Raw genomic sequence first — 3,936 nt, forward strand, 5'->3', positions numbered from 1 at the left:
TCCTGCGCTACCTGCTGGTAGGATGTCAGTGTTTTTGCTTTCATGATCAGCGGTATTTACGGATGGGAATGGTTTTTACAGAGAGATGGATAAGCCCTTTGGAGCTACGGCAACTGCTCCATCAAAACATGACTTATCTCCCATACCGGGCCCGAGAATCATTAGATTGGAAATCTCATTTTTAGCTTTGATCGTATTGTCCTTGATGTATTGTGACAAAGAACCTTTGGGGGTGATTTCAAAATTTTTCATAAAAACAAGAATTTAACGTGTAATGAATTAAGTTTGACGAACTTGGGTACTGATAAACAGAAAGGCTTTTCCTTTTCTGAAACCTTCTGTTACAAAGGTAGCGTACCGATGCGCCGGGAATAATCCGCGTTTTTTCTTATTTTTGGCTTGCTATCTAGTCATTAATGACTAGATTTATTATGGTCTGGTTTATGTATGAGAGTCCTTGATTAGCCTTTATAGAAGTGTTTGAATAACCCGCCAAAATCATGAAAGCACTCGAACTGAATCGTTCTTTTTTGAAGAAGCCGTGGAGCGGACTGGCTATTCTGTTTGTAATCGTCCTTTTCTATGAAATACTCAGTTGGACTTTCAATCCTGAATTCAAATACTCGAGTCTTGACCAATCCAATGGATTTGCTGGCTATGTATATAATTGGTTCTTTGGTTTTTATCTTCCCGAATTCGTCAGTCTGTACATCGTTATCCTTTTGATCGATCGGTTTCACGAAATCTTTGACATCGATGAATTGTCTCTGACGCCGAAATCCATTTTTGGGTACCAGCTAAAACTTCTACCCGTATTCCTGACAGCCTATTTCCTTTTTATCCCTGTTACCTTGCACCTGCGCTTCCTACTGCGTGAGTTTCCCGATCTTAGTGCCGAACAGTACGAAAATAGGTACCTCGACTTATTATACACCTTCGAGGGCTACTTGACCTATACCCCCTTCGTTCTGATATTGGGGTACTTGTTGTTGAACATATCCCTTTTCGTGGATTTCCTGCAAAACCTTAAGAAAACGGCCAGTCCCGAGGAAACGGTGTTCGGTGCGTTCACTTCGCTGGCGGCGGGGACGCCCCGTGCTTACACGCAGATAATACCCGCCAGGACAAACACGGGCGAAACCCTCCTCAACGTTGAGGATTGCTACTTGTTCGAAACTGAGGAAGGGGAATACTATGTGGAACACGCTAAAGGTCGGTTCAAAATTTCAAAATCGCTGGCTGAGCTGGAAAACGAACTAGATCCTGACCGTTTCTTCCGGGGCAATCGGCACTACTTGCTCAATCTCAACTACTTCGACAGCTATTCTTACTGGGAAAAGGGTAAATATGTGCTGTACTGTAATAAACTTCCTGATAAAGAACTCATCATGCCTCGCGCCCGGATGGCTACACTGAAGCAATCGCTTGAAAACAATGTGGCTAATGATAACCAAGACGCGATTACTACCGGGCCGCTCGTGGATCCGTCAAAAAGCTCCTGATCTGCAGGCCCTGCCGAAGCAGATTGCGTCCGCTGTCGAGCGAGAACTTCTGTGTAATATTTTGCTTGTGGGTAGCCAGCGTGCGATAACTCATGTTGAGGTGTGCCGCTACTTCGTGGCCCGTCAGACCTTTGGTAAGGTAATAGAGGACCTCCCTCTCTCGCTTAGTAAGAGATTTAATGACATTCATTGTTTCCGTATCGGCCTCCTTAATACCCAACTCGTGAATCAGATCCTTGAAGCAGGCACTGTAGTAGGTGTCGTTTTTCCCGGTTGCTTGCAAGCAGTGATACAGTTCTTCCAGCTGATCCTCGGCGTGGAGGTAAGCACTGAACTTAGCTTCCAGGACTTTCGAGATGTCACGGGTGTCGTGGGAATTGACATACATCACTACTTTGGGTACTTTCTTCAATTCGCTGAGAGCGCTCATCAGTTTGGCCGCGTCGCCGATCAGCCCAACTTCGGTAATGACACAGGCGGGTTTTTTGGTTTGGATTTTGCTGATCAGATCGTCCAGTTTAGAGGCTCGTCCGACTACGTCAAATCCTTCAGTTTTCAAAAGGCTACCCAGCACCTCACAAGTAAAAGGCTCCGACTTTGCAACGAGGACGGTGGCGTCCATTTTCTTCAAAGCCCACTTCGATTCCATTTGCGTTTTCATAATACAGTTTTTGTTTTAGCGTGTAATTCTGAATCGAAAATAGGGGATGAGGTTGTACCATTATAATACATTTCGGTGAAATCACCACATTTAGGGGTGAAATCAACACATTTTAGAGTCCGACCATCCGCCCATTTGCTTTAAACGCAGAAAGCCCCGACGGGATCACTCCGTCGGGGCTTTGCATTTTCTCGAAAAAGAGGCCGAAATGATCGTCTTTAGACTGAGAATAGCACGTGCATTTTTGTATAAAATCAGAACATCGCGAACTCTTTATGCTGTACAAAGTACTAGACTCTTTATGCTGTAGTACTAGACTCTTTCCAGCTTCACGGGGTACGTCTTCTTCGCGTTCCACTGGCAAATGTAGATGTTCTTTTCGCTGTCAATGCAGACGTCGTGGCAGTGCATAAACTGCGGGTAGTCCTGCACCATGACCTGCAGTTTGCCGTCGCGGTATTCGGGTTTGGTACCACCGGGATTAGAGATTACCTTATCGTTTTTGTCGAGGATAGTCACGAAGCCAGAGTTGGGCGTTTGGTTGAGGTACTTCAACCGCGACCAACATACGCCCGCGTAGAGATTGTCGCCATCCAGCACCGGGCGACAAACAAAAGCACCGGGTAGGAAGATAGTGGACAGGTACTTCCCGTCCAGTGTGAAACGCTTAAACGAGTTATGCACCCGCGAGGTCACGAGTAGCGTTGGATTGGCTTTATTGCGGTAGTCGATGGCCACGCCGTGAGCGGTGGCAAACTGCTCGTCGCCATCGCCGGGGCCGCCAAATTTGCCGATGTACTCGCCCTTCGGCGTGTAGCGCAGCACCCACTGTGAGCCGTAGCCATCGGCTACGTAGATTGTCCCGTCCGGTCCAATGGCCGCTTCAGTGGGTTTGAAGTTCATCTTCTCCTCGTAGGCTCCTACTTTTGACGGGTGTTCGATTGTCAGCAGGACTTTGCCTTTCATATCTGTCTTGACAACTTTGCCCAGATTCGGATCGCAGATGAACAGGAACTCCTCGCCGTTAGCGTTCCAGAGCGTGAGGCCGTGGCCGCCAGGGTACTCGTGGCCCCAACTATCGAGCAATTTGCCCGAGCGGTCATAAACCAGAATATTGTTCTTGACCTCGTCGCCCACCATGATTAGCCGCCCTTTGCTGTCCTGCACCATTTCGTGGCAGTTATTGACCGGAAATTCGGACGAGTCCAGGTTCCCCCAACCAAGGTGTACCTTGTATTTATGGCTACCGTGACCGATAATTTCCCCATTTGACTTGGGTTGAGCTTTTAGGATATAAAAAGGCTTGAAGGAGAGAGCCGTAGCCGTAAGCGCCGACACTTTTAAGAAGTTTCGGCGGGAAGGAGTGGTATTCATGTCGATTATTTATTTCAAGATTAAACACCTAGACAAAGTACATTCGCGCGGCGTTATACTATTCGTCCTGATTATCTTGTGGCTTTTAGACCTCGGTTTAAATATCACATTCACTACGCCAGCCAATTCATCATTGATCATGTAAAAGACGCCGACCCAAGCGGGATAAATCGATACGAAGGTTTCGCAGGCTATTGTCCGCGCAACTTTTTTTCCAGTTCCTCTGCCATCGGCACCAGCACATGATCCTCAATGATCGCGTGCTTGCGGAGTTCCAGTTCAAATAGTTCGACCTGGTTGAGGAATACACGGTAAGGCAGCGGGGTAGTTTCGTACTCGGAGTAGCGCTTGATGATAGTACTTACTTCCTTCAACTCATCTTCGATGGAGTCGTGATGG

General features: G+C 47.2%; 4 protein-coding genes and 1 pseudogene. 1 reads left to right on the plus strand and 4 read right to left on the minus strand.

What is annotated here, in order from left to right:
* Positions 1-75 precede the first annotated feature (75 nt).
* A complete protein-coding gene (locus ACEW8P_RS14480; protein ID WP_373513792.1) occupies positions 76-252 on the minus strand; it encodes a hypothetical protein in 177 nt (58 codons plus the stop codon).
* Between the two features lie 248 nt (positions 253-500).
* Here ACEW8P_RS14480 and ACEW8P_RS14485 point away from each other — a divergent pair, with 248 nt between their 5' ends.
* Positions 501-1,502: a LytTR family DNA-binding domain-containing protein gene (locus ACEW8P_RS14485; protein WP_373513793.1), complete on the plus strand. Its 1,002-nt coding sequence runs from the start codon at positions 501-503 to the stop codon at positions 1,500-1,502.
* Here the strand turns inward: ACEW8P_RS14485 and ACEW8P_RS14490 are convergent.
* From ACEW8P_RS14490 to ACEW8P_RS14500, 3 genes and pseudogenes are all read right to left on the minus strand, one after another.
* The gene (locus tag ACEW8P_RS14490; RefSeq protein WP_373513794.1) at positions 1,465-2,163 is read right to left on the minus strand and encodes a LuxR C-terminal-related transcriptional regulator; all 699 of its coding nucleotides are present in this window, start codon (positions 2,161-2,163) and stop codon (positions 1,465-1,467) included. The two genes, ACEW8P_RS14485 and ACEW8P_RS14490, sit on opposite strands and share 38 nt — an antisense overlap.
* Positions 2,164-2,475: 312 nt before the next feature.
* Positions 2,476-3,537 (minus strand): 6-bladed beta-propeller, encoded by a 1,062-nt coding sequence (locus ACEW8P_RS14495; RefSeq protein WP_373513795.1) that lies wholly within the window; start codon positions 3,535-3,537, stop codon positions 2,476-2,478.
* A gap of 191 nt (positions 3,538-3,728) precedes the next feature.
* Positions 3,729-3,936 (minus strand): annotated as a pseudogene (locus ACEW8P_RS14500) (hemerythrin); the annotation flags it as partial.

It is taken from the genome of Persicitalea sp., from assembly GCF_041751555.1.
Lineage (GTDB): Bacteria > Bacteroidota > Bacteroidia > Cytophagales > Spirosomataceae > Persicitalea.

Bases quoted from the DNA above. Each gene is read 5' to 3' on its own strand.
- ACEW8P_RS14480 (WP_373513792.1), bottom strand. From the start codon at position 252: ATGAAAAATTTTGAAATCACCCCCAAAGGTTCTTTGTCACAATACATC.
- ACEW8P_RS14485 (WP_373513793.1), top strand. From the start codon at position 501: ATGAAAGCACTCGAACTGAATCGTTCTTTTTTGAAGAAGCCGTGGAGC.
- ACEW8P_RS14490 (WP_373513794.1), bottom strand. From the start codon at position 2,163: ATGAAAACGCAAATGGAATCGAAGTGGGCTTTGAAGAAAATGGACGCC.
- ACEW8P_RS14495 (WP_373513795.1), bottom strand. From the start codon at position 3,537: ATGAATACCACTCCTTCCCGCCGAAACTTCTTAAAAGTGTCGGCGCTT.